The sequence below is a fragment of the Streptomyces sp. NPDC002886 genome (genome assembly GCF_042888445.1).
GTDB lineage: Bacteria > Actinomycetota > Actinomycetes > Streptomycetales > Streptomycetaceae > Streptomyces.
This window is the reverse complement of the sequence record NZ_JBIAPV010000001.1, coordinates 1,129,848-1,152,965: the sequence shown is the minus strand read 5'-3', so window position 1 is coordinate 1,152,965 and position 23,118 is coordinate 1,129,848. Positions and strand designations below refer to the sequence as shown.

Below are 23,118 nucleotides of genomic sequence, written 5' to 3'. Positions count from 1 at the left end.
CAGCAACGACGATCCCCTGCAACGAGGATCCCCTGCAACGGCGATCTCCTGCAGCAAAGAAGCGGAAGAGAAGAAGGACCATGAGTTACCGGAAGATCCTCACGGGGAACGTCCTGCTGTGGATGGCCGCCGCCTTCGTGGGCAGGCTGCCCATCGCCGTCGCCCCCCTGGGCCTGGTGTTCCTCGTCCGCGACACGGACGGCGGCTACGCGCTGGGGGCGACACTGGCCGCCGCCTACGTCCTCGGCGAGGTGCTGGGATCGGTGGTGCTCGGGGCCTGGATGCGCCCCAAGCGGCTCCACGTCCACCTGGCCGCCGGGATGGTGGTCGGCGCCGCCGCCTTCGCCGGGCTCGCCCTGTTCCCGGAGACCTCGGTGGTGGTGACGGCCGCGCTGGCCTTCGTCGCGGGCGCGGCGCCGGCCGCGGGGCCCGGCGGAATGCGCTCGATGCTGATCGCACTGGTGGACAAGGCGGACGAGTCCCGTGCGCTGAGCGCCGAGACGGTACTGACCCAGATCACCTGGGGCGGGGCACCCGCGCTCGTCGTCGTCCTCGCGGTGAACCTCTCGCCGAGCGCTCCCATGGCACTGGGAGCGGTCGGGTTCCTCGCGGCCGCGGTCATCCTCTTCCTGCTCCCGACGTACCGGCCCCAGGACGAGGCCGCGCGGCAGGACGCCGGTCAGGACTCCGGTCAGGGCGCGGACGGCAAGCAGGCCAAGGCCGCCGGCCGGGGACGGGTGCTCGCCTCCGCCTGGCCGATCTACCTCACGAGCGCCGGCGCGATGTCCATGCTCGCCACCGCGGAACTGGCCCTCACCCCGCTCCTGGAGTACCGGCACCTCACCGTCAACTGGGCCGGCGCCCTGCTCGCCCTGTTCTCCCTGACCAGCGCGGCCGGCGCGTTCCTCTACGGCCTGCGGACCTGGCCGGGCACGGTGCGCGGCCAGAGCCTGGTCTTCCTGCTGATCACCTCGGTCTGCGTGGCGCTGTCCGCGGTGTTCACCAGCCTCGTCGGCATCGCCGTCGCCTTCCTCGCGGCCGGCGTCTTCCAGGCGGGCGTCATGGTGACCCGCAGCATGAGCCTGCGCCAGCGCCTTCCGGAGCACGCCCACACCGCCGGCTACTCCATCCAGTACGCCGTCCAGGGCGTCGGCTACACCATCACCGCGTCCGTGGCCGCGACCGTCCTGTCGGGCTCGACCCCCGTGGTCGCCATCCTCGGAGGCGTGGGGATCACCGTGCTGCTCACCCTGGTCAGCGCGGCCGCCGAGCTGCGCCGCCGTCCCGAACGGGACGCGCAGCCGCGGGCCGTGCGCGAGGAGGCCGTCAGTTGAGCAGGCTGCGCTGGCTCACCGCGGGGGAGTCCCACGGACCGGCACTCGTGGCGACCCTGGAGGGCCTGCCCGCCGGCGTCCCGATCACCACCGAGGCCGTGGCCGGCCACCTGGCCCGGCGGCGGCTCGGCCACGGGCGCGGTGCGCGGATGAAGTTCGAACGCGACGAGGTCACCTTCCTCGGCGGTGTCCGGCACGGCCTGACGATGGGTTCGCCCGTCGCGGTCATGGTGGGCAACACCGAGTGGCCCAAGTGGGAGCAGGTCATGTCCGCCGACCCGGTGGAGCCGCGGATCCTCGCGGACCTGGCCCGCAACGCCCCGCTGACCCGGCCCCGCCCCGGGCACGCCGATCTGGCCGGCATGCAGAAGTACGGCTTCGCCGAGGCCCGCCCGGTCCTGGAGCGCGCCAGCGCCCGGGAGACGGCGGCCCGGGTGGCACTGGGAGCGGTGGCGAGGTCGTACCTCAAGGAGACGGCCGGCATCGAGATCGTCTCGCACGTGGTCGAGCTCGCCGCCGCCAAGGCCCCGTACGGCTCGTACCCGATCCCCGCGGACGTGGACCGGCTGGACGAGGACCCGGTGCGCTGCCTCGACGCGGACGCCTCGAAGGCGATGGTCGCCGAGATCGACCGGGCCCACCGGGACGGGGACACCCTGGGCGGTGTGGTGGAGGTCCTGGCGTACGGAGTACCGGTCGGCCTGGGCTCGCACGTCCACTGGGACCGCCGTCTGGACGCCCGCCTGGCCGCCGCGCTCATGGGCATCCAGGCCATCAAGGGCGTCGAGGTCGGCGACGGATTCGACCTCGCGCGGGTCCCGGGGTCACGGGCCCACGACGAGATCGTGCGGACGCCGGACGGCATCCGCCGCACCTCCGGCCGCGCGGGCGGCACCGAAGGCGGCCTGACCACGGGCGAGGTGCTGCGCGTACGGGCCGCGATGAAGCCCATCGCGACCGTGCCGCGTGCGCTGGCCACCGTCGACGTGGCCACGGGCGGGGCCGCGGCCGCGCACCACCAGCGCTCGGACGTCTGCGCGGTCCCGGCCGCCGGCATCGTGGCCGAGGCCATGGTCGCGCTCGTGCTGGCCGACGCCGTCGCGGAGAAGTTCGGCGGCGACAGCGTGCCGGAGACCCGCCGTAACCTGCGGTCCTACCTGGACGCCCTGGTCGTCAGGTAACCCGCGGCGGCCCCGTACGCCCGCTCGTACGTCGGCCCACTACGCCGCAGGACCCGCAGCCCGGGCCGGAAACGGCCCGGGCTGCGGCCGTGTGGGGCCCCTACGCGCAGACCAGCGCCCGCCCGCCCGCACAGCCGTGGGCGTGCGGGCCTCTAGCCGCCCGCCTTCCGGGCTCCCTGGGCGATGTCGGCGAGCACCTTGGCCGGCCGTCCATCCTGTCGAACCGCCGCACCGATGTTCTTCTTGAAGTCGGCGTTCACCACGGCCCAGGACTTCTTGCCCACCGGGTACAGGCGTGAGGACGGCAGCGCGCGCAGGAACACCTTGAGCGGTGCGGTCCCGGGATCGTCGGAGTCGAGCATCCGCCGGTAGCCGGAAGTCGTCACCGGCAGCAGCCCGTACTTCGTGATGAAGGCCGTGACGTTCTTCTCCTCGTACAGGAAGTCGAGGAACTGGCCGGCTTCCTTCGGGTGCCCGTTCTTGAAGGCCATGACCCAGTCGGCGACGCCCATGGCCTGCGGCTCGGAGGAATCCGCGGTGGGCAGGGCGATCATCCCGAGCTTGATGCCCTTCGCGGTCGCCTGCTTCACCAGGGTGGGGTGGCCGTTGAGGATCCCGACCTCCCCGCGGGTGAAGGCGTCGAAGGCCTTCTGGCGGTCAAGCCTTCCCGGTTCGTCCGGTCCGGTCAGCCCGGCACCGACCAGGTCGTCCCGCAGGAACTCGAACGTCTTCACGTTCGCGGACGAGTCGATGACGTAGCTCTCGGAGTCGTTCGTCATGCCGCCACCGCCGGCGAGCATCCACTGCATCGCCTCGGCCTGTGCCTCCTCCGGACCCAGGGGCAGCGCGATCGGCGTACGCACCCCGTCCTTCTTGAGCTTCTTCGCCGCCGCGGTCAGGTCGTCCCAGCTCCGGGGCTGCCACGACGTGCCCTTGGTGATGACACCCGCGTCCTCCAGGAGTTTCGTGTTGTAGAACATCAGCCGGGTCGAGGCGACGAACGGCAGACCGTACTGGTCGCTGCGGATCTTGCCCGCTTGCGCGAGCGGCGTCAGCAGGTCGGCCTCCGTGCGCACCGAGAGGAGTTCGTCGGCCGCGTACAGCTTTCCGGCCGCGGCGTAGTCGGCGTAGGCGCCTATCTGCGCGATGTCGGGCGCGTGGCCCGCCTGGACCATTTCGGCGACCTTCGCGTCCACGTCGTTCCAGGACAGGACGCTCACCTCCACCCGTACGCCGGGATGCGCCTGTTGGAAGCTGTACGCCAGCTCCTTCCAGTACGGCTCGGAGGAGTTGGCGGGGCTGTCACCGTAATCGGCGGCCACGACGCGCAGCACCACCTTCGCGGATCCCGGATCGTCCGCCATCCCGCAGCCGGCCAGTACCACCACTGCGAGACAGCCGGCTCCGGAAGCCCACAGTCCACGACGCTTCACCCTCATGACACACCCTTCTTCGCGCCTTTGCAGGGCGTAGGTCTACACCACTTTCACGCCGCCTTCACAGGGTTCTGCATGAACGAGTCCGCACCGTGGCCGCGCCAAATCCCGTCACATGGTGATCAGTTGTCACCAAAACGAACCTTCCGGCCTACTGTTCTGCCGGAAACCGGGCGCCTGCGCATCCCCCATGAGAGCTACGAGAACTGTCCCTGCGCGGGTGATCCCCAGGGAGCCGCGGATTCCTGCTGGTGGTCAGTGCCCGAGGGCGCGCTTGAGCTGGGCCTTGTCCATCGTGGATCGGCCCTCGATGTTGCGCTGCTTCGCCTCGTTGTACAGCTGCGCCTTCGTGGGGCCCCGAGCGCCGCTGTGGGAGTGCTGACCGCCTCGCTTCGATGAGGACATGTCCTCGATCGAGGAGCGGCTGGCGGTCTTGGACTCGCCGGAACGGGCTCGTTCCTTGTTGACCGTGCGGGCCGCGATCTCCTTGGCCCGCTTCGTGCTCTCGCCGCGCCGCTCGGCGCTCTCCTTGATGTGCTCGTACTGCCGTTCCCGCTTGGGGCTTGAACCACGAGGCATGACCGCTCCTCGGCTCGTCGGGTGCCGGCCCGCCGGCGGATCCGCCGGACCCGCCCCGCGCCTGCCCACATCGGCGCGACGCACACGCGGCGGAGAGGGTCAGCCGGACGGCGGCAGGAGGGGCCTGGCGGGGGAAACGGGATCCTGGGCGGCGGATGTGAGCCGGGTCCGGGGGTAGCCGGAGATCATGGGCGCAACGCCAGGGTCCACGGGCCGCCATCGCGGACTGTGACCGGGTGCCTACGGACGAGCCCCGCCCGCGAAGCAGGAAGAGAGGCAGAACCAGGATGACCGAGGACGCCGCGAACGAGCCGCACACCCCCTCCGACGCGGAGCGTGCGGCTCGCGCCGAGGTACGGGCGCGGGCCACCGGCCTGACCCACCACGACGCCGAGCTGGCGCTCGAAGCCGCGGAGGCGACCGCCACCGAGGCGGCCGGGGGCGATCTGGAGGACGCCGACGCCGCGACCCGCGCCACCGTCGCGGAATGGCGGCGCATCACGGAGCTGCTCTTCGACCACCGCGGCCCGTACTCGCCCGATACGGACGCGTTCTTCCAAGGCCAGCTGACAGCCCGCGAGGCCCACGCCGACTCCGAACAGGACTCGGGCGGGAGCGGCCCGTCGCACCGTGGGCAAGAGCAGTGGTGACGATCTGAACTTCGGCCAGAAGGTCATCGGTGGCCTGATCGGAACCGTGAGCAACGTCCACATCGGCTCCTTCGGCCATGGCATCGGTGGTCCTGTCGAGCCCGCGAACCGGGACACCGCGGCGGCCGTCGCAGAGGTGCTGAGAACGCTTCTCCAGAACTGAGGTCCCTCCCGCGGTACTGGAAGGCCGAGAAGGCCGAGCGTCATGCCGCCGACCGCGGTGGCAGCCCCTGGGGGCCGCCACCGGCAGCGCCGGGGGTCACCCGGCTTCCTGGATCTCCACCGCCGCGCTCCATGCCGCGTCGCCGGCCGAGCGGCCGACCAAGATGTCGTAGGTCCCGGGTTCCGTGCGCCAGGCGCCCTCGGTCGGGGACCAGTGCCGTAGGGCCCGCGGCGGGATTTCCACGACGGCGGTCGCCGAGGTGCCGGGTTCCGCGTGGACCGCGGCGTAGCCGGCGAACCAGCGGACGGGCCGCTCGACGGTGGAGTCCGGGCGGGCCAGGTACACCTGCACGACCTCGCGGCCGGGCCGGGTGCCCGAGTTGCGCACCGGCACACGGACCGTGAAGGGGGACCCTTCCGAGACCACGTCCGGGGCCCGGACCGTCCCGTACTCCCAGGTGGTGTAGCCCAGGCCGTGGCCGAACCAGTAGGCGGGCTCCCGGCCGGCGAGCAGCCAGGCCCGGTGGCCGATGTGCACCCCTTCCTCGTACGCGAGCCTGCCTTCGTCCGGCTGTGTCCGGGTGACGGGTGCGTCGGTCAGGGCGGCCGCCCAGGTGGTGGGGAGGCGGCCGGCCGGCTCGGCGTCCCCGAAGAGGAGGTCGGCGAGCCCGGTTCCGGCCTCCTGTCCGGGGAACCAGGTGAGGAGGGCGGCGCCCACCTCATCGCGCCAGGGCAGTTCGACCGGGCCGCCGCTGTTGACCACGGCGATCGTGCGCCGGTTGACGGCCGCCACGGCGCGGACCAGCGCGTCCTGGTGGCCGCCCAGGGAGAGGTCGCCGCGGTCGTGGCCCTCGGTCTCGGTGTGTTCCGTGGTGCCGACGACCACGATGACGGCGTCCGCGTCGCCTGCCGCCCGAACCGCTTCGGCGAGCGCGGCCGCCGCCTCGGGCTCCGGCGGCGCCGCCGCGACGATCGTGGCGCGCCCGGCTCCGGGGACCAGTTCGCGCCGGGCCGTCAGAAGGACGGGCCGCGTCGTGTCCAGGGTCGCCCGCACCGTGTGCAGGGGCGGGTTCACGTGGACGATGGCCGGGTCGTCGGTGGTGCACGGGAACGCGTCGTCCAGCAGGGTCCGTTCGCCGAGGGTGAGGCTCATGCGGCCGAACCCGGCGATGCCGAAGGTCCATTCGCCGGTCGTCGGCGGTCGCAGGAGCGCGCTGATCTCCACGGTCCGTGCCTCAGGACCCACGGGCGGCTCCAACTGGGTGCCGGACAGCCGGTGTTCCACGTGGAGTTCGCGACCCGCCTCGTCCAGGACGCGCAGCAGTACGCCCGGCTCGCCCGACCGCGGGTCGGCGCACCAGTCGGCGCCGAGGGGCGCCGGGGGAACGCCCAGTCCCGGGCCCGGCACGTGCACGACCTGGGCCAGGCCGTCCAGCCGGGCGCGGATCCCGTCCAGGGGAGTGACCACCCGCGAGGGGAAGACCCCCGCGCTGCCTCCGCCCTGCACCCGCGGGGAGGCGGCGTGCACGCCGATGACGACGACCTTCCTCAGCGACGCCGGGTCGAGCGGGAGCACCTCGCGGTTGGTCAGCAGTACGCATCCGGCGGCCGCGGTGCGGCGCAGCAGCGTCCGCGTGTAATCCGGCCCGAAAGCCGCGGTGCGAGGGTGCCGGTCCGGCTCGAGCGCCCCCACGCGTCCGGCCAGCCGCAGCAGGCGCCGCACCTTCTCGTCCACGGCCTCCTCGGGGACCTGGCCGTCCCGCACGGCCCGGACGAGGGAGGCTTCCCACGGCCCCTGCGGTCCCGGCATCGCCAGGTCGAGCGCGGCGAGGGCCGGTTCCCGGGTCGACCGCAGGGCGCCCCAGTCGGAGACCACCACCCCGTCGAAGCCCCAGTCGCCCTTGAGGGGCTGCGCGAGCAGCGGACTGGCGGTCATGGTCGCGCCGTTCACGCCGTTGTAGCCGGCCATCACGAGCCAGACGCCCGCCTCTACGGCCGCCTCGAAGGGAGCCAGGTACACCTCGCGCAGCACCCGCTCGGAAACCCGTACGTCCACGTGCATGCGGCCGGTCTCGGAGTCGTTGGCCACGTAGTGCTTGGCCGTGGCCGCCACCCCCGCCGCCTGGATGCCCCGGATCAGCGCCGCGCCCGTACGGCCCGTCAGGACGGGATCCTCCGAGAAGCACTCGAAGTGCCGGCCGCCCAGCGGAGTGCGGTGCAGGTTGAGCGTGGGCGCCAGGACCACGTCCACGCCCTTGCGGACCGCCTCCGAGGCGAGCAGGCCCCCCAGCTCCTCGACCAGGTCCTCGTCCCACAGTGCGCCGATCGCGGACGCCGAGGGCAGCAGCGCGGAGGTGAGCCGCTCGTCCCAGGCCTCTCCCCGCACCCCGGCGGGGCCGTCGGACGTCACCATCTCGCGCAGACCGACGGCCTGTTCGCCGGCCGTGCGCCAGGTCGTGGCCCCCGACAGCAGCCGCACCTTCTGCACCAGATCGAGCTTCTCCAGTAGTCGATCGAGCGTGTCCTCGCTCATCCCCACCCCGTCCCCGCTCATCCCCACCCCGTCCCCGCTCATCCCCGCCCCGTCCTCGGCCATCCCCATCCCCACCCCATTCGCGTGATGCGCTCCCCACCTGTGGGAGAGCGCTCTCCAAGCTTTGGTGCATACGGCGTGCACCGTCAAGTACCCCCGGGTCCCCATCCCGGCAAAAGGAAGAAGACCCGGCCCTCCCCGTTGTTCAGGCGGGGAGGGCCGGGCCCGTACGGAGGGCCGGCCGGGTCAGGGCAGCCGGTACTCCGCGTTCAGTACCGCGCCGTCAGCGGGTCAGCTGTAGACGCCGAACTCGTGGAGGGAGTAACCCCATCCGGTGCCGCGTGCGGTCAGGTTCAGTCGCACGTGGCGGGCGTTCGCCGACACGGTGATCGTGTCGATGTCACCGTTGCCGGTCGTGGTGGTGTGGACGGTGCGCCAGTTGGTGCCGTCGTCCGAGAGCTGCACCTCGTAGGACTTGGCGTAGGCGGGGTCCCAGACGAGCTGCAGGGTGCGGATCGCCTTGGAGGCTCCGAGGTCGACGCTGATCCACTGGGGATCGCTCCAGTCGCTGGCCCAGCGGGTGACGGTGTTGCCGTCGGTGGCGTTGGCGGCGGGGCAGGGGCAGTCGCCGTAGGAGGCCTGCGAGGAGGAGGCGGTGGTGGGCTTGTTGAGGGCGAGGTTCGTGCCGCTCACGGGCGGGGCGACCACCTTGACGGACTTGGTCTCGATGCCCGCGTTGCCGCGGCCGTCCTCGGCCTGGATGTACACCTTCCAGACGCCGAGCTTCTCGGGAGCGGTGACCGCGAAGGTCCCGTTGCCCGTGGAGCGCCACTGCGCCTCGACCAGGCGCTTGTCGCCGTTCGCGTAGTTGCCGCTGAGGAAGACCTTGTACGTCAGGGGGTCGTTCTGCGGGTCGGTGATGTTGGCGCGGACGGTGAACTCACCGCCGGCCGGGGCGTTGGAAGCCTTGTCGACGACCATGTTGCTGATGACCGGCGGCGTGTTGTCGCCCGCCGTCGACCCGGTGTACGCCTTCTTCACCGCGTAGTACGAGAGCCTCTTGAGCCCGTCGGGCAGCAGGTTGAACCAGATGCCGCCGAAGTCGTGCTCGATGCCGTAGTGGAACATCGTGGCGCCCAGCGCCACGCCCTGGTGACCGGTGATGCAGTTCCAGGCCGTGGTGTATCCCTCGGCGGTCTGGACGTCGGTCTTCTGGTCGGGGATGCCGTTCGCGTCGTTCGGCACCTCCCATTCGCCGGCCGGGCCCGTCTCGGTGATGATGTAGGGCTTGTTGTAACCGCCGTTCACCCAGTCCTGCTTCACCCCACAGATGTCTCCGTAGGAGTTCATCGAGTACAGGTCGAGGTCCGGGGATTTGCGCTTGTAGTACGGCCACGCGCCGGTCCAGGCGTCGGTCGAGGTGACCGGGTGATCCGGGTCGATGGAGTGGATCTTCTTGGCGACGTCGTTCACGAAGGTCGTGTACGCGTTGCGCTGCGCTTCCAGTTCGGTGCCGCTGTAGCAGTTCTGCAGGCCGAGGACGGACTCGTTGCCGACGTTCCACATCAGCGTGGCCGGGTGCGACTTGTAGGTGTCCACCCACTTCGCGAACTCGGTCAGCATGTTGCTCTTGTACGCGGCGTCCGTGACGTAGTTGACGCAGCCGCCCGAGCCGGGGCCGCCGCCGGGCTGCAGCCAGAAGCCGTTGATGACCCGGACGCCGTTCGCCGCTGCCGTGTCGAGCAGGGGCTTGCTCGACGCGTCCGTGCCCCAGGTGCGGATGGTGTTGACGCCCATGGACTTCACGTCGGGCATGTACTTCGGGGCGTCCGCGAAGGACGGGCCCCAGGTGAGGCCCTTGACCGTGTACGGCTGCCCGCCGACGGTCAGCTGCCAGTTGCCCTGGGAACCGGCCACGCGCACGGCGCCCTGGGCCGGGGGCTCCACCGAGGTGGTGCCGTAGACCTGGAACTCCCAGAGGGAGTAGCCGTAACCGCCGGAACGGACCAGGCCGTTCATCCGTACGTAGCGTCCACTGCCGGAGATGGCGATCTCGTCGGTGCCGCCGTCGCTGCCGGTGACGGACTTGGCGGTGCGCCAGTTCGTCCCGTCGTCCGAGACCTGGATCTCGTAGTTCTTGCCGAACGCGCCCTCCCACGTGAGGACGACCCGGCTGAGGCTGCGGCTCGCGCCGAGGTCGACCTGGATCCATTCGGCGTCGCGCCACTGGCTGGCCCAGCGGGTGCCGGTGAGGTTCCCGTCGAACGCCGCGGCCGCGGAATAGCCCTCGCCCTCCTGGGAGGAGGCGGTGGCCGGCTTGCCCTGGGAGAGCAGGGTTTCCGCCGCGACCGCGGTGGGGGCGCCGACCAGGGTGAGCGAGGACGCGAGCAGCGCGCCCAGGCTGACGAGGGCGGCCGCGCCGCGCGTGCGGCGTGGACTGGTCCTGATGGTGGGAGGGGGGAACATTGCGGCTCCTGGTGTCAATGAGGGGGAATGCCCCTGGGCCGGGGCGCGGAGATCGGTTCACCCGGCCCAGGGGAGTCGAGCGCGCCTCCGGCGGGTCGGCGGAGACGGTCGGGCGGTGGTGCCCCCGGGCCGCGGCGGCAGGGCGGAAACCGGGCCCGGGGTGTTGTCGGCCGGTTCCGTCGGGTGGGCGGAACCGGAGGGGAGGGGAAGCGGGGAGCGGGAAGCGGGACGGCTAGGGGTACGAGACCACCGTCGAGGGGACGGTCGAGGTGCCGGCCGGGACCGTGGACGCACCGGTGTCGTTGATGACGTGCTCGTAGTGGCCGTTGCCGCCGAGCGACACCGTCAGGAGGCTGTGGAACTTGACGCCCGGCTTGACGGGGGCCTTGAAGCCGTGGTCCTGGCGGATGTTCGGGTCCACGTTGTAGTTGCAGTAGCTGCCCAGGCCCCACGCTTCGTGGGTGGTCACCGAGTCGTCCACCCGGTAGGCGGCGTAGCCCTTGGTGGCGCCGTTCTGGATGGCGGCCTGGTTGGGGGCGTCGTAGGCCTTCTCGTTCTGGTAGAAGACCGTCTTTCCGCGCTCGCCGTACCACTCCACGTCGTACTTGTTGAAGTGCTCGACGAACAGGCCCGTGGCCAGGACGTCGTCACCGTTCACCCGGACCCCGTAGTCGGCGCGGTTGGTCTCCCAGCCCACGCCCTCGCCGTGGTCGGCGCGCCACACCCAGGTGTGGTCGATGATGGCGTCGTCGCTGTTGACGACGACGCTGGTGGTGGCCTTGCCCGCGCCCGCCCCGCCGACGCGGACGTACACGTCCTGCACGGTGGTGGGGTTGGCGGCGTGGTCGGCGGAGGAGTTCTGCGGTCCGAGTTCCAGCAGGGTCGGAGAGTTGACCGGTCCGGCATCGATCAGGAAGCCGGCGAGACGGACGCCGTCCACGTCGGCGACCTTCATCGCGGTCACCCCGTTGTCCGGGATGATCGTGGCGAGGCCGAGGCCGAGCACGATGGTGTTCGCGCGGTTCACGTTGATGGTCTGATCAACGTGGTAGACGCCGGGCGTGAACAGCAGGTTCAGGCCCTGGGCCAGCGCCCGGTTGATCGTGGCGGCGGTGGCGCCGGGCTTGACCACATAGAACTGGCTGAGCGGGACGGACTCGCCCTGCGGGGTGCCGTTGGCCCAGGTGGTGCCACGGGCGTTGGTGCGCTTGGCCGGCGCGAACACCTTGTACTCGGTGCCGTCGACGTAGAGGTAGGGCTTCTCGCGGGAGACGGGCGTGGTGTCGAGCGTGGTGTAGCGGGGCTCCGGGAACCCGGTGGCCGGAGCGCCCTCGACGCCGGAGAAGGTCTGGTTCCACACGCTGTTGGACCAGCCGCCGATGGTGCTGTCGCGGGTGTACCACTGCTGCTGCGAGTAGTTGCCGACCTGACCGTCGACTTTGGAGTCGGCGATGTAGCCGCCGCTGGCCCAGCCGTAGCCGTTCGGGGCCAGGTTGAGCGCGCCCTTGACGTGCATGCGGCGGAAGCTGGATGCCTGGGACACCGCCCACCGGTTGGTGCCGCTGACCGGGTTGACGGTCAGGCCCTCCGCACCGCGCCAGAAGTTCTGGGTCGCGTTGCCGTTGAACCAGCCCGCGTCGACCGTCACGTCACCGTTGATGGTGGTGTCGCCCGGGCGCAGGCCGAGGCCGGCGATCTGGGTGTAGAAGCCGATCTGGGCGTTGATGTTGTTGTACGTGCCCGGCTTGAGGAGGAAGGCGTGGCGGCCGCTGCCGAACTGCGCCGACTCCTGCTCCTGGAAGACCTGGTCCAGCTTGGCCTGGATGCCGGGCGTGGAGGGGTCGACGATGTGTACGTTCGGTCCCAGGTCGCCGCCGCCCGGGAGGGTCGGGCCGCCGCCGTCGCCACCGGAGCTGCCGAACACCTTGAACTCCCAGAGCGAGTAGCCGTAGCCGGTGGCCCGGGTGACGCCCTGCATGCGGACGTAGCGGGCGGTCCCGGTGATGTTCACGGTTTCGGTGCCGCCGGCGCCGGTGGTCGTGGAGTATGCGGTGGACCAGTCGGTGCCGTTGACGGACAGCTCGATCCGGTAGGCCTTGGCGTAGGCGGCCTCCCACTGCAAGACGACCTTGCTCAGCTCGGTCGCCGCCCCGAGGTCCACCTGCAGCCACTGGGCGTCGGAGGCGGCGCTCGACCAGCGCGAGCCGTTGTTCCCGTCCACGGCGTCGGCCGCGGGGGTGCCGTAGTGCTCCTGGCTGGAGGCGGTGACCGTCTTGCCCTGGGACACGGGGGCCGGCTCGGCCGAGGCGGCGGGGGACGAGGGTGCCAGCGCGAGCAGGCTGCCGAAGAGGGCGGTCGTGACCGCCCCGGCGATCCCCCTCCGGGGGGAGACGGGGCGTCGTCTGCGGGGCGACGCGTCGACAGGTATGCCGGTAGCAGGCATCGGTGCTCCTTTAACGAACATGAAACGGGAGAGCGCTCTCCAGACCTTGCCCGTAACACGATCGACCGGTCAAGGAGCTTGACGCCTTTTCTTTCGTCTTTCATTAAGTGCAGAGGTGGGGGAGGGCGGGCGCGTGGGCCGCGAGCGGCGGATGCTGGGAGGCATGGCCGACCAGACGCAGGTCACCGTTCACCCCGTCGTCCCCGCCGGTGGCCGGCGGGTGACCGCACACGTCGGGGGCGCCGATTCGGTGCTCGGCGTGGCCCACGGAATGTCCGACGTGGTCGAGTTCCTGCGGCGGGCCGGATGGCTCGACGAGGAGGACTGGCCGCCGGTCGTATGGCGTGGCGGAGGGCCGGAGGTCTGGGGAGACCCGCCGGAGGGCTAAGGGTGACGGGGGGCCGCGCGGCCGCTCTGGGGCGCGGCAGGGGCGGGGAGTCGCGCTCGCCGTGGCGCCGGGCGGGGAGCCGCGTGCGTGCGTCGTGGCCGGGCCGGGTCGGGGCGCCCGCCCGCACGCGGGCGCACGGCAGCCCTCCCGTGGGGAGCCGGGAGGGCGCTGGGCCCGGGATGGTCCGGAGCCACACCATAAGCACCGGAACATGCGGGCCGGTAGGCATATGACAGGAGGCGCTCCGGATACTTCATCCGCCGCGCAGGGGGCGCCTGGGACGCCTGCGGCTGATGGGGCATCCTTCGCTGGCCGAAGTGCCGGGAATCCGGCCACCGGCCGCACTCGCCGTCGTGCGCGTCGCTGGAGGCGATCGCCGGGGAGGGGGGGGCGGAGGGGCGTACGCCGGGACGCCGGGACGCCCGGACGCCCGGCTGGGCGTACCGGCCGGGCGTTCTCGGTGGGCGTTCTGGGTGGGTGGGGACGGCCTACGGGCCTGCGGCCCTGCGAGGCCTACGAGGTGTGCGGCCTGCGGGGCGTGTGGCCCTACGAGGCTTGCGGCCCTGCGGGGCGTGCGGGGCCTGCGGGCGTGCGGGCCTACAAGGCCTGGGGCCCTGCGAGGTGGGCGGCCTGCGGAGCGTGCGGCCCTACGGCCCTGCGGGGCCTACCTGGCATGCGGGCATGCGGGGCGTACGGCCCTGTGATGCGTGCGGGCCGGCGGCCCCGCGAGGCCTGCGCTGTCCACGAGGCGTGCGGGCATGCGGGGCGTGTGGCCCTACGAGGCCTACGAGGCCTGCGGCCCTACGAGACCTGCGGCCCTGTGGCCCTGCGAGGCCTGCGGGGCCTACCTGGCGTGCGGGCCAGTGGGGCGTGCGGCCCTGCGGTGCGTGCGGGCCTGCGGCCCTGCGAGGCCTGCGGGGCCCACGAGGCGTGTGGGTCCGCAGGGAACGGTTGCGCCCCGCCCGCCCGGCTACGCGTGGAGTCGGCCGTGGGCGCGGACGAGGTCCGCGTAGCGGTGGCCGCTGGTCTTCATGGTGCGCCGCTGGGTCGCGTAGTCGACGTGGACGAGGCCGAAGCGCTTGTCGTAGCCGTAGGCCCACTCGAAGTTGTCCAGCAGGGACCAGGCGAAGTAGCCGGCCAGCGGGGCTCCCTGACGGGCGGCGCGGGCACAGGCGGCCAGGTGCTCCTCGAGGTAGGAGGTGCGACCGGGGTCGTCGACCGTGCCGTCGGGGCCGACGGTGTCGGGGAACGCGGAGCCGTTCTCGGTGACGTACAGCTTCCGCACGCCGTAGTCGTGGGTGAGGCGCAGCAGCAGGGATTCGATGCCGCCGGCGTCGATCTGCCAGTCCAGGCCGGTGCGCGGGACGTCCGGGAGACGCACCTCGCGGGCGAAGGGGACCGGGCCGTCGGCGTCGTTGGTGACGGTGGCGGGGAAGTAGTAGTTGAGGCCGTGCCAGTCCAGGGGCGCGGCGATCGTCTTCAGGTCGCCCGGGCGTTCCGGCAGCTCCACCCCGTACAGCTCGCGCATGTCGGTGGGGAACCCGCGTCCGTAGACCGGGTCGAGCCACCAGCGGTTGGTGTGCCCGTCCATGCGGACGGCGGCGGCGATGTCCTCGGGGCCGTCCGTGGCGGGGACCACCGTGGAGTGGTTGGTGACGAGGCCGATCTGCGCGCCGGGTGCTGCGGCACGCAGGGCCTGGGTGGCCAGGCCGTGGCCCAGCAGCAGGTGGTAGGAGGCCCGGACGGCGGCGGTCAGGTCGGTCAGGCCGGGGGCCATGCGGCCTTCGAGGTGGCCGATCCAGCCCGAGCAGAGCGGTTCGTTGAGGGTGGCCCACTGGGTGACGCGGTCGCCGAGGCGTTCCGCGACGGCGGTGGTGTAGGTGGCCAGGTGTTCGGCGGTCTCGCGGACGGTCCAGCCGCCGCGGTCCTGCAGGGCCTGGGGGAGGTCCCAGTGGTAGAGGGTCACCGAGGGGGTGATGCCGGCTTCCAGGAGCCCGTCGATCACCTTGTCGTAGAAGTCGAGGCCCCGGGCGTTGACCGGTCCGGAGCCGTCGGGGACGATGCGCGGCCAGGCGATCGACATGCGGTAGGCGTTGGTGCCCAGCCGCTTCATGAGGGAGATGTCCTCGGGCCACCGGTGGTAGTGGTCGCAGGCCTCGTCGCCGGTGTCGCCGTTGTCGATCTTTCCGGGGGTGTGGGAGAAGGTGTCCCAGATGGACGGCCCGCGGCCGTCCTCCTTGACTGCTCCTTCTATCTGGTACGCGGAAGTGGCCGTGCCCCAGGCGAAGTCCTGAGGGAAGGCGCCGAGGTCAATGGAATCCGACACAGCAAACCTTTCGAAGGTCATGGAAGGAGCGGCTACTTGACGGCGCCGGCGGTCAGCCCGGTGACGAGGTAGCGCTGGAGGAGGAGGAAGCCGCCGACGACGGGCAGGCTCACGACGAGCGAGGCGGCCATGACCTGGTTCCAGTACACGTCGTTCTGGGTCGAGTAGCCCTGGAGGCCCACGGCGAGGGTGCGGGTCGCGTCGTTGGTCATCACCGAGGCGAACAGCACCTCGCCCCAGGCCGTCATGAAGGCGTAGACGGCGACGGCGACGATGCCGGGGATCGCGGCGGGCACGATGACGCGGAAGAGGGCGCCGAGCGGACCGCAGCCGTCGACCTTGGCGGCTTCGTCGAGGTCCCGGGGGACCGAGTCGAAGTACCCGATCAGCATCCAGATCGAGAACGGCAGCGAGAACGTCAGGTAGGTGAGGATCAGTCCGGCGCGCGAGCCGAACAGCGCGATCCCGGTGGCGTTGCCGATGTTGACGTAGATGAGGAACAGCGGCAGCAGGAAGAGGATGCCGGGGAACATCTGCGTCGAGAGCACCGTGACCGTGAAGACCCGCTTGCCGCGGAAGGAGTAGCGGCTGACGGCGTAGGCCGCGAAGATCGCGATGATGACGGAGAGCACGGTCGCCGAACCGGCCACGATCAGCGAGTTCATGAAGTAGTCGCCGAGCGGGACGGTCTTCCAGATGTCGAAGTACGGCTGGACCGTGAGGCCCGAGGGGATCCACTGGAACTTCCCCGACACGTCCTGCAGCGGCTTGAGCGAACTGGAGATCATGACGTACACCGGCAGCAGGACGAACCCGGTGAGCAGCGTCAGGAAGACCAGCCGGCTCACGAGGAACGACTTGGGGGGCGCCATGGGCGACCGGGACTGCGACTGGGACTGCGACCGGGACCGCACCGCCTGAGTGTGCCTAGGCATCGCTGGCGCTCCTTCCTCGGGAGGTGAGCAGGAGGTAGAGGCCGGTCACCACGAGCAGGAACAGCAGCAGCAGGACGGACATCGCGGAGCCGGTGCCGAAGTTCCAGGTCTGGAACGAGGACTGGTAGATGTGGATGGAGATGAGGTCGGCCGAGGCCGGCGCCGATTTGCCGAACAGGACGAACGGCGTGTTGAAGTCGTTGAACGTCCACAGGAACAGCACCAGGATCAGGACCTGGTTGACCGGGCGCAGCGAGGGGAGCGTGATCCGGCGGATCTGCTGCCAGACGCCGGCCCCGTCCAGGGCCGCGGCCTCGTATATCTCGCGGGGGATGTTCTGCAGGCCGGCCATCATGATGAGGAAGGCGAAGGGCCAGCCCTTCCAGACGGAGACGACCAGCAGGGTGACGAAGGCGTTGTCGCCGATGAGCCAGAACGGCGGGCTGTCGGTGAGCCCGAGCTGGTCGTGGATGACGTGGTTCACCAGGCCGTTGTCGCGCTGGAACATGAAGGCCCAGGTGATGACGGCGGCGTAGACGGGCAGCGCGTACGGCACCAGGAAGATGGTGCGCAGGATGCCGCGGCCCTTGAACGTCTCCTGCATGAAGATCGCGGCCGCCGTGCCGATCAGCCAGCACAGGCCCACCGAGAAGAAGGTGAACAGGCACGTGGTGAAGAAGGAGCTCAGCAGTGCCTCGCCGACCGGTGCGTCGAAGTCGACGGTCAGGGAGTAGTTGTCCAGGCCGGACCAGGGCGCGCTGCCCCAGTCGCGCAGGTAGAACTGGGTGAGCTCCTTGAAGCTGACCACGATGCCGATGACCATCGGGATCAGGTGGACCAGGAGTTCGAGGACGAGTGCGGGGAGCAGGAGCAGGTACGGCAGGGAGATGCGGCGGAGCCGCCCGGAGCGGCGCGTGCGCGGCGCCGCTCCGGGCTGGTTCTTACCTGCCGTCCGCTTGCCCGTACGAGGGGGTGCGGTGGTGGTCATGAGGTATCCGGTATCCGTGCCTACTTCTTGGGCATCTGCTGCTGGGCCTTCTCGAGCTTGGCCTTCACCGACTCCACCGTCACCGGGCGGCCCGCCGCCGCGTCGGCGAAGAGCTCCTTGACCGCGGTGCCCACCACCGTCTCGAACTGCGACTCCTCGGGGACCTGCGGGAGGGCGGAGGCGCTCTTGGCGAGGGTGTCGCGCAGGACGGCCAGGCCGGGGGTGTTGAACGCGGGGTCCGTCTGCGCGGACTTGACCGGCGGGATGGAGCCGTAGGCCTTGTTGAGGACCTTCTGCTCCTCGTCACCGGTCATGAAGTTGACGAACTTCGTGGCGCCGTCGATGTTCTTGGTGTTCTTGAAGACGGCCATGTTGATGCCGGCGACCATGGAGTTGGTGGACGTGCCCGTCCCCGGGGCACCGGACTGCACGGGCGCGGGTACCACGCCCCACTCGTCCTCCTTCATGCCCTGTGCTGCGAAGGTGGCCGACGCGGTCTGCCACAGCACCATGGCGGTCTTGCCCTTGGCGAAGTCGCTCAGGGACTGGTTCTGGGAGTACTCGGCGTTGCCCTTGGCGACGATCTGCGCGTCGGCCATCAGGTCGACGTACTGCTTCACGGCCTTGACCGCGCCGTCGGAGGTGAAGTCGGCCTTGCCGTCCGCGGTGAAGAAGTCCGCGCCGTGCTGCTTGCCCAGGACGAAGACCTGGTGGATGTTGTTCGACAGGTTGGAGCCCTCGACACCGAGTCCGGCCTTGCCGTCCTTGGTCAGCTGCTTGCCGGTGGCGATCACCTCGTCCCAGGTGGTCGGCGGCTTGGTGACGCCCGCGTCGGCGAAGGCCTTCTTGTTGTAGTAGAGCGCGTAGGCCATCGAGTACAGCGGTACGGCCGCCGGGTCCTGGCCCTGGACGCCGGTGGACCCGAGCGCCGACTCCACGAAGCGGTCCTTGCCGCCGATCTTCTCGAAGTTCTTTGCGTCCCACGGGAGCAGCGCGCCGCTGGCCTGCAGCGAGGCGCTCCAGGTGTTGCCGATGTTCAGGACGTCGGGGCCCTGGCCGGAGGTGGTCGCGGTCAGGATGCGGTTGAGCAGGTCGCCCCACGGCACGACTTCGAGCTTGACCTTGATGCCGGTCTGCTTCTCGAACTTGTCGAGCTCGGGCTGGAGGACCTGCTTGTCGACCTCCAGGCTCGATCCCTGGTTGGAGGCCCAGTAGGTCAGCGTCTTCGGCTGCTCGTTGGACCCGCTCCCGTTGGTGGAGTCACCGCCACCACAGGCGGCCGCCCCGAGGACGAGGGAGAGGGTGACGGCGCCTACCGCTGCGACTCTGATTCTGCGCATGGCTCCATGGGCCTTTCAGGAAGGAACGGGATGCCGACTGCGGGGTGGGGGCGGACGTTCCGCGGTCAGCCCCCAAAACCACATGGCTTAATTTAGGATGTGAGTTAAACCTCAAGCGAAGCACTCGTCAAGAGCGTTCACGCAGGTATCTTGCAGGTACGGGCATCGATGACAGGGGACAGAGTGCGAGTACGCAGCGGCCGGACAGTGCGTGACCTGCGGCGGGAGAACCGGACCGCCGTATTGCAACGGTTGTATTTCGACGGCCCCCTGAGCCGCTTCTCGCTGGGTCCCGCCACGGGGCTGAGCTCCGGATCGATCAGCAACGTGGTCGCGGAGCTGGTCGGTGACGGCCTGGTGGAGGAAGCCGGGAGCGTCGAGTCGGCCGGTGGACGCCCCCGGACCCTGCTCCGCGTCAGCCCGGAGAGCGGCTACATGATCGGCGTGGACGTGGGGGAGACCCGCATCCGCATCGAGCTCTTCGACCTGACGCTGACCGAGCTCGCCCGCGTGGAACGGCCCCTGGAGGTGGCGGGACCCCGCCGCATCGACCGCTACGACGTCGCCGTCGTCGTGAGGCACCTGCGCGAGGGCATCGCCGAGGTGCTGGACGCGGCCGGCATCGCACCCGAGCGGCTCCTCGGCGTCGGCATCGGCGTTCCCGGCATCGTCGCCAGGACCGCGGACGGCGCGGTCGTCCACGGCCAGACCATCGGCTGGGACGCCGTTCCCCTGGAACGGATGCTGCGCGACTCCCACCTGCTGCCCGAAACCGTCCCGTACTACATCGACAACGGGGCCAAGACCCTCGGCCAGGCCGAGATGTGGTTCGGCGCCGGGCGCGGGGCGCACAACGCCGTCGTCGTGCTCTTCGGCTCCGGCGTCGGCGCCTGTGTGGTCAGCGACGACACCCGGACCGGCCGCGCCATCGAGTGGGGCCACCTGACCGTGCGCGTTCGCGGGCGCCGCTGCCGCTGCGGCGCCCAGGGCTGCCTGGAGGCATACGCGGGGGCCGAAGCGCTCCTGGAGCGCTGGGCGGAGGCCGGCGGCTGCCCGCCGACCGACGCCGACGAGGAGACCGCCCTGACCGCGATGCTCGCCGCGGCCTACCCCTCACCGGGCGCGGACGGCGTCACCCCGCAGGCCGACGCGACGGCCCTGGCCGTCCTGGAGGAGACCGCCGAGTACCTCGGCGCGGGGTTCTCCGACCTGATCAACCTCTTCCAGCCCGAACGCATCCTGGTCGGCGGCTGGGCCGGCCTGCAGCTCGGCACCCGCTTCCTGGACTCCGTACGGTCCTACGCCACCTCCTACGCCCTGTCGTACCCGGCCGCCAACGTCCGCGTCGACCTGGGCACCTTCGGCCCCGACGCCGTCACCGTCGGCGCGGGCATCCTGCCGCTCGCCGACTTCTTCGCCCGCGGCGGCCACCGCGCGGAACCCGAACGCGAGGAGCCGCTGCCCGCCTGGCGCACCACGCTGCAGGAGCGGGCCGCGCACTGAAGCGGGCGGCGCACTGAAGCGGGGTGCGCTGAAGTGGCGCGCGTTGAAGTAGCGCGCGCTTCAGTGGCGCGCGCCGAAGCGGCGCGCACGGAACCCGCGGCCCCGCGGCGGGCCGGGTGCGCGCTACCTCTCCAACGGCGCGAGCCCGTCCCCGGCCGGCGACACCCGGCGCCCCGCATGGTCGAAGACGTACAGCTGCGCGAGATCCACCAGCAGCGGGATCTGGGCACCCACCCGGACCCGGACATGCGGTCCCGTACGCACCACGAGGTCGCTGCGCACCGCCCCCAGCCGTTCGGGAGCGGGGCCCGCGTCGGGTCCCCGGGTGGATTCCGGCTGCCCGTCCAGGACGGCCACCGACCCCGGCCCCGGCCCCGCCGCCGCCCCCGACAGCCGTCCCACGGTCCGGTCCCTGAGCCGGCCGAAACCGCTCTGCTGCCGCCTGAGGCGGCGCCGGGGAGCGGCCGGGTGGCGCGCCGACTCCAGCTCCGCCACCCCCGCTGGGCGCGAGCCCGTGTCCACGTGGACCAGGGCCTCGTGCCCCTGGTACTCGACGTGCTCGACGATGCCCGTCATCGCCACCTCGCCCGGCCGTGCCTGGCTCGGCGGGGCGATCCTGACCGCCTCCGAGCGCAGACCGACGATGACCGGACGCCCCTGCTGGATCCGGAGCAACTGGTGGTCCGGGCTGAGGGGTTGGGGGAAGGCGAGCCGGTGGCGCCCCAGATCGATCCACATGCCCGAGCCCAGCGGCGCGTGGACGACGGCCTGGAGCAGGCTGATCCGGGGCGTTCCGATGAAGGCCGCGACGAACACGTTCGCCGGCAGGGCGTAGGTGTCCCGCGGTGAGCTGACCTGCTGCAGGACGCCGCCGCGCATGACCGCCACCCGGTGGCCGAGGGACATGGCCTCCGACTGGTCGTGCGTGACGTAGACCGTGGTGACACCCAACTCGGCGGTCAACCGGGCGATTTCGGCCCGCAGGTGGCCGCGCAGTTTCGAGTCCAGGCTGGAGAGCGGCTCGTCCATCAGGAACACCGACGGCTGCCGGGAGATGGCCCGGCCCATCGCCACCCGCTGGCGCTCGCCGCCGGAGAGCTGCCCGGGGAAGCGGTCGAGGAGGTCTTCGATGCCCAGCATCCGCGCCGTGGCCTCCACCTGGGGTTCGTGGTCCCCGCGGGGATCGCGCAGCTTCAGCGGGAAGCCGATGTTCGCGCGACCCGTCATGTTCGGGTACAGCGCGAAGCTCTGGAACACCATCGCGATGTCCCGCGCGCTCGGCGGCATGTGGTTGGCGTACTCGCCGTCGAGGTAGAGCGCGCCCTCGGTGATCTCCTCCAGCCCCGCGATCATCCGCAGGACGGTGGACTTGCCGCAGCCCGAAGGCCCCAGCAGAACCAGGAACTCGCCCGGTTCGACGGTGAGGGAGACGCGCTCGACGGCGAGGGAATCGCGCCCGTATCTCTTGCTGACATCGCGCAACGCGATGGAACGACTCATAACGATCCGCCCGGGGCTGGGATGGGGAGGGGGAGGGGGGTGGGGGAGTTGAGGACAGAAGCTAGCTCAGGCCACCCCGTGAGGGAACGCCTTGGCGCAACCTCGCGCAATCCAGCCACGGCCCGAGCGTGCGATGGGGGTCGCATGCCGGGAAAACTCACCCTTTTCGTACGCGAGTTGAGGGCCGTTCCTTGACCTCGACCAAGGGCGGGCGTTAGGTTCCCGCCATGGGAGAGCGCTCTCCCTCAGTCGGTCCGCTCCCATGGACGGTGGACTGCCCGCCGGCCGGAGGACTCGCGCGATGAAGCGGACGCTGACCGACGAGCAGATCGCCCGCGCGGCCGCCCACGCCCTGGGCCCCGGCGCCGAGGTGCTGAGCAGCCGTGAACTGGCGGGCGGCACCTTCAATTCCGTCCATCTGCTGACCCTGGCCCCGCCGCACGGCGAGCGGCGGACACCGGTCGGTGGGGGAGGGGACCCGCCGGCGGGAGGGGGGCCGGTCGTGCTCAAGGTCGCACCGCCCGCCGGTACCCCTCTCATGACCTACGAGCACGAACTGATGCGCACGGAAGCCGAGTTCTACCGTCGCGCCTCGGCCGTGCCGGGCCTGCCCGTGCCCGTGGTCATGGCCGCGGGCTTCGACCGGAGCGCCCTCGACGCCGACTATCTCCTGATGACCCGTCTGGAGGGCCTGCCCTGGAGCGAGTTGCGCCCGGGGATCGACGCGGAGGAGCAAGCCAGGCTGCGTACCGACCTGGGCCGCCTCCTGCGCGGGCTCCACGAGGTACGGGGTTCCTCCTTCGGCTACCCGTACGGGAATCCGCCGGCCGGCGGCGCGGCGAGCTGGCGGACGGCCTTCGAGGGCATGCTGGCCGACGTCTGCGCGGACGCCCGCCGCTTCCGGCCCCCACTGCCCGTCGACCCCGACGAGGTCCTGGGCCTCGTCCGCGCCCGCGGCCGGCTCCTCGACCAGGTGGCGGTCCCCTCGCTCGTCCACTTCGACCTGTGGGAGGGCAACATCCTGCTCGCGGAACGGGGCGGACGCCTGGAGATCACCGGAATCCTCGACGGCGAACGCTCCTTCTGGGGCGATCCGCTCGCGGACCTCGTCTCCACCGCGCTCTTCGACGACATCACCCGGGACCCGGCCTTCCTGTCCGGCTACCGCCCCGCCCCGCTCACGCCCGACGAGCGCCGCCGGATCGCGATGTACCGCGCCTACCTGGCCCTGATCGTCCTCGTCGAAGGTGTCCCCCGCGGCCACGCCCCACAGGCACGGACCCCCCTGACCGCCCTGGCCACCGCAGACCTCCGTGCCGCCCTGGATTTCCTGCGGTAGTCCTTCCGGTCTTCA

At 71.1% G+C, this 23,118-nt stretch carries 17 protein-coding genes; 7 read left to right on the top strand and 10 right to left on the bottom strand.

All coding sequences use genetic code 11. The annotated features are described in order from the left end of the window. The first annotated feature begins 80 nt into the window (after positions 1 to 80). The gene (locus ACFYYB_RS05205) at positions 81 to 1,334 is read left to right on the top strand and encodes an MFS transporter (protein WP_389433269.1); all 1,254 of its coding nucleotides are present in this window, start codon (positions 81 to 83) and stop codon (positions 1,332 to 1,334) included. After that, complete coding sequence (aroC, locus tag ACFYYB_RS05200) at positions 1,331 to 2,515, top strand: chorismate synthase (RefSeq protein ID WP_389433268.1); 1,185 nt, start codon at positions 1,331 to 1,333, stop codon at positions 2,513 to 2,515. Before ACFYYB_RS05205 ends, aroC begins: the two co-directional genes overlap by 4 nt. 152 nt (positions 2,516 to 2,667) lie before the next feature. On the opposite strand, the gene ACFYYB_RS05195 is transcribed toward aroC, so the two are convergent. Together ACFYYB_RS05195 and ACFYYB_RS05190 are read right to left on the bottom strand one after the other, a co-directional pair. Then, the gene (locus tag ACFYYB_RS05195) at positions 2,668 to 3,954 is read right to left on the bottom strand and encodes an ABC transporter substrate-binding protein (protein ID WP_389433267.1); all 1,287 of its coding nucleotides are present in this window, start codon (positions 3,952 to 3,954) and stop codon (positions 2,668 to 2,670) included. Between the two features lie 252 nt (positions 3,955 to 4,206). Next, positions 4,207 to 4,530, bottom strand: a complete 324-nt coding sequence (locus ACFYYB_RS05190; RefSeq protein ID WP_389433266.1) for a plasmid stabilization protein — start codon at positions 4,528 to 4,530, stop codon at positions 4,207 to 4,209. A gap of 287 nt (positions 4,531 to 4,817) precedes the next feature. On the opposite strand from ACFYYB_RS05190, the gene ACFYYB_RS05185 reads away from it, so the two are divergent. After that, positions 4,818 to 5,180, top strand: coding sequence for a hypothetical protein (locus tag ACFYYB_RS05185; protein WP_389433265.1), 363 nt, complete (start codon positions 4,818 to 4,820; stop codon positions 5,178 to 5,180). Then, the gene (locus tag ACFYYB_RS05180) at positions 5,161 to 5,343 is read left to right on the top strand and encodes a hypothetical protein (protein WP_389433264.1); all 183 of its coding nucleotides are present in this window, start codon (positions 5,161 to 5,163) and stop codon (positions 5,341 to 5,343) included. The genes ACFYYB_RS05185 and ACFYYB_RS05180 overlap by 20 nt, the downstream gene beginning before the upstream one ends. A gap of 96 nt (positions 5,344 to 5,439) precedes the next feature. Here the strand turns inward: ACFYYB_RS05180 and ACFYYB_RS05175 are convergent, their stop codons facing one another. The 3 genes from ACFYYB_RS05175 to ACFYYB_RS05165 all read right to left on the bottom strand — a co-directional run bounded on the left by ACFYYB_RS05175 (position 5,440) and on the right by ACFYYB_RS05165 (position 12,784). Further along, positions 5,440 to 7,875 (bottom strand): glycoside hydrolase family 3 C-terminal domain-containing protein, encoded by a 2,436-nt coding sequence (locus ACFYYB_RS05175; RefSeq protein ID WP_389433470.1) that lies wholly within the window; start codon positions 7,873 to 7,875, stop codon positions 5,440 to 5,442. A 291-nt stretch (positions 7,876 to 8,166) separates the two neighbouring features. Next, on the bottom strand, positions 8,167 to 10,341 hold the full coding sequence (locus ACFYYB_RS05170) for a discoidin domain-containing protein (RefSeq protein ID WP_389433263.1): 2,175 nt from the start codon (positions 10,339 to 10,341) through the stop codon (positions 8,167 to 8,169). A 232-nt stretch (positions 10,342 to 10,573) separates the two neighbouring features. Next, positions 10,574 to 12,784 (bottom strand): discoidin domain-containing protein, encoded by a 2,211-nt coding sequence (locus ACFYYB_RS05165; protein WP_389433262.1) that lies wholly within the window; start codon positions 12,782 to 12,784, stop codon positions 10,574 to 10,576. Between the two features lie 163 nt (positions 12,785 to 12,947). Here ACFYYB_RS05165 and ACFYYB_RS05160 point away from each other — a divergent pair, with 163 nt between their 5' ends. Then, positions 12,948 to 13,172, top strand: coding sequence for a hypothetical protein (locus ACFYYB_RS05160; protein WP_389433261.1), 225 nt, complete (start codon positions 12,948 to 12,950; stop codon positions 13,170 to 13,172). A gap of 970 nt (positions 13,173 to 14,142) precedes the next feature. On the opposite strand, the gene ACFYYB_RS05155 is transcribed toward ACFYYB_RS05160, so the two are convergent. The 4 genes from ACFYYB_RS05155 to ACFYYB_RS05140 are packed head-to-tail and all read right to left on the bottom strand — an operon-like array spanning position 14,143 to position 18,761. After that, positions 14,143 to 15,498 (bottom strand): GH1 family beta-glucosidase, encoded by a 1,356-nt coding sequence (locus tag ACFYYB_RS05155; RefSeq protein ID WP_389433260.1) that lies wholly within the window; start codon positions 15,496 to 15,498, stop codon positions 14,143 to 14,145. Positions 15,499 to 15,530: 32 nt separating this feature from the next. Continuing rightward, a complete protein-coding gene (locus ACFYYB_RS05150; RefSeq protein WP_327309184.1) occupies positions 15,531 to 16,370 on the bottom strand; it encodes a carbohydrate ABC transporter permease in 840 nt (279 codons plus the stop codon). Positions 16,371 to 16,425: 55 nt separating this feature from the next. Further along, on the bottom strand, positions 16,426 to 17,421 hold the full coding sequence (locus ACFYYB_RS05145; protein ID WP_389433259.1) for a carbohydrate ABC transporter permease: 996 nt from the start codon (positions 17,419 to 17,421) through the stop codon (positions 16,426 to 16,428). 20 nt (positions 17,422 to 17,441) lie between these two features. Then, on the bottom strand, positions 17,442 to 18,761 hold the full coding sequence (locus tag ACFYYB_RS05140) for an ABC transporter substrate-binding protein (RefSeq protein ID WP_389433258.1): 1,320 nt from the start codon (positions 18,759 to 18,761) through the stop codon (positions 17,442 to 17,444). Between the two features lie 183 nt (positions 18,762 to 18,944). On the opposite strand from ACFYYB_RS05140, the gene ACFYYB_RS05135 reads away from it, so the two are divergent. Next, complete coding sequence (locus ACFYYB_RS05135; protein ID WP_389433257.1) at positions 18,945 to 20,264, top strand: ROK family protein; 1,320 nt, start codon at positions 18,945 to 18,947, stop codon at positions 20,262 to 20,264. A gap of 123 nt (positions 20,265 to 20,387) precedes the next feature. Here the strand turns inward: ACFYYB_RS05135 and ACFYYB_RS05130 are convergent, their stop codons facing one another. Next, positions 20,388 to 21,764, bottom strand: a complete 1,377-nt coding sequence (locus ACFYYB_RS05130; RefSeq protein ID WP_389433256.1) for an ABC transporter ATP-binding protein — start codon at positions 21,762 to 21,764, stop codon at positions 20,388 to 20,390. 301 nt (positions 21,765 to 22,065) lie between these two features. On the opposite strand from ACFYYB_RS05130, the gene ACFYYB_RS05125 reads away from it, so the two are divergent. Further along, entirely contained in the window at positions 22,066 to 23,103 is a 1,038-nt protein-coding gene (locus ACFYYB_RS05125; RefSeq protein ID WP_389433255.1) for a phosphotransferase family protein, read from the top strand. Positions 23,104 to 23,118: the final 15 nt, after the last annotated feature.

Coding starts and splice junctions, on each gene's coding strand:
- ACFYYB_RS05170 (WP_389433263.1), bottom strand. CDS start 10,341: ATGTTCCCCCCTCCCACCATCAGGACCAGTCCACGCCGCACGCGCGGC.
- ACFYYB_RS05125 (WP_389433255.1), top strand. CDS start 22,066: ATGAAGCGGACGCTGACCGACGAGCAGATCGCCCGCGCGGCCGCCCAC.
- ACFYYB_RS05165 (WP_389433262.1), bottom strand. CDS start 12,784: ATGCCTGCTACCGGCATACCTGTCGACGCGTCGCCCCGCAGACGACGC.
- ACFYYB_RS05185 (WP_389433265.1), top strand. CDS start 4,818: ATGACCGAGGACGCCGCGAACGAGCCGCACACCCCCTCCGACGCGGAG.
- ACFYYB_RS05140 (WP_389433258.1), bottom strand. CDS start 18,761: ATGCGCAGAATCAGAGTCGCAGCGGTAGGCGCCGTCACCCTCTCCCTC.
- ACFYYB_RS05145 (WP_389433259.1), bottom strand. CDS start 17,421: ATGACCACCACCGCACCCCCTCGTACGGGCAAGCGGACGGCAGGTAAG.
- ACFYYB_RS05205 (WP_389433269.1), top strand. CDS start 81: ATGAGTTACCGGAAGATCCTCACGGGGAACGTCCTGCTGTGGATGGCC.
- ACFYYB_RS05150 (WP_327309184.1), bottom strand. CDS start 16,370: ATGGCGCCCCCCAAGTCGTTCCTCGTGAGCCGGCTGGTCTTCCTGACG.
- ACFYYB_RS05130 (WP_389433256.1), bottom strand. CDS start 21,764: ATGAGTCGTTCCATCGCGTTGCGCGATGTCAGCAAGAGATACGGGCGC.
- ACFYYB_RS05160 (WP_389433261.1), top strand. CDS start 12,948: ATGGCCGACCAGACGCAGGTCACCGTTCACCCCGTCGTCCCCGCCGGT.
- ACFYYB_RS05195 (WP_389433267.1), bottom strand. CDS start 3,954: ATGAGGGTGAAGCGTCGTGGACTGTGGGCTTCCGGAGCCGGCTGTCTC.
- ACFYYB_RS05190 (WP_389433266.1), bottom strand. CDS start 4,530: ATGCCTCGTGGTTCAAGCCCCAAGCGGGAACGGCAGTACGAGCACATC.
- ACFYYB_RS05175 (WP_389433470.1), bottom strand. CDS start 7,875: ATGAGCGAGGACACGCTCGATCGACTACTGGAGAAGCTCGATCTGGTG.